Source organism: Bartonella sp. W8151, assembly GCF_016100385.1.
GTDB classification, from domain to species: Bacteria; Pseudomonadota; Alphaproteobacteria; order Rhizobiales; family Rhizobiaceae; genus Bartonella; species Bartonella apis.
The window spans coordinates 1-1,389 of record NZ_JACFSO010000007.1; the positions used below are offsets into that span (position 1 = coordinate 1).

Genomic DNA, 1,389 nt, shown 5'->3' on the forward strand with positions numbered 1-1,389 from the left:
AATAATTGTCCCTTCGGATTAGAATTTAACAGGGACATGCTGGCCAACCAGCGGGTGACAGAGCGGCTTCATGCCTATCAGTTTTACCGGTATTCTTTTAAAATACCTCACTAACCTGTCACACCTTATATATATGTTATAATGGTTTAAATGTAAATATACTTTATAAAAAACAATATATATTTTACTTTTATTTATATTTTAAATTTATCATTATGATTTTATTATATTTTTTAGAAAAATGATAATGTTTTAGTTAGTCGGCTTATGTTTTTATTTTCGCTACATGCTGCAATAAATATAAAATGGCAATAAAAAAGGCCGCGTCGGAAACGCGGCCTTTTACATTAATGAAGCAACTCCGGTTGCAGATGCAACCGGAAGAGCATGATTGCCATTACTGACGGAACAGCGACAAGATGTTCTGGCTGTTCTGGTTAGCAATTGACAAAGCCTGAATGCCCAATTGCTGTTGAACCTGTAAAGAAGCAAGGCGGGCAGATTCTGCATTCATATCGGCATCAACCAGTGAACCGACACCTTTATCAACGGCATCCATCAACTTGCTGACATAGTCGATCTGGCCTGTAACCTGTGCTTTCGCAGCACCAAGTGTTGCACCGGCAGTAACAACATTAGACGTTGCAGTCGTGACTTTACTCTGAACAGCCTTTAAGACCTGTTCCATTGTCGACGAAGAAATACCGGAAAAATTCGTGTTCACGAAGTCCATAACAGTCATTTTTCCAGCAGCTTCAACAATAGGTTTCAAAGCATTGTCTACAGCGCTTTTTGTCGATGTTACATTACCTTGTGCAGTTGTAACGGCATCTTGAAGGCTGGTATCGCTCGGATTTGCAGCTGCAGCTGCTTTAGCAGCAGTCAGGTCTGACTGGGCTTGAGCATACTTAGCCTGAGCACTAACCAATGTTGCATCCAAGGCTTTAAGACCAGCGGGGTCATCGGCAGCAGGAGTAGCAGGAGCAGAATTCTCTTCCTGAGCACCCGGATTGGTGGGAGCACTTGCTGCAAAGCCAGTGCCAAAAACAGATTGCAAAACACCCTTTGACAAATCAAAGGTGCCATCAGCTTTTTTTGTTGCAAAGTTAAGGTCGGCACCGCCAACGTCGATCATATCAACATAAACATTCGAGCCTTCACGACGATAAGAACCGGCAATACGAACTGACTCGCCACTATTACCAAGAATGTTCTTTTCAGCCAAAGATGCAGAATAAACAGATGACTGAATATCATTCATATTGGCTTTGATATCAGCCTGAATCTTTGCAACATCGCCTGAACCTTTTTCATAGGCAGTGGTCAAAGATTTCTGGATGTTATCAAGATAATCTTTCGATTTATCAATGGTTGCGTTAGCAACATCAA

1 protein-coding gene is annotated in these 1,389 nt (G+C 41.5%); it reads right to left on the reverse strand.

Annotated elements, in window-relative coordinates; genetic code table 11:
- Positions 1-397: 397 nt before the first annotated feature.
- Positions 398-1,389, reverse strand: a 992-nt coding sequence (locus tag H3V14_RS10735) for a flagellin (protein ID WP_304504619.1), incomplete at its 5' end; no start/stop codon positions are given.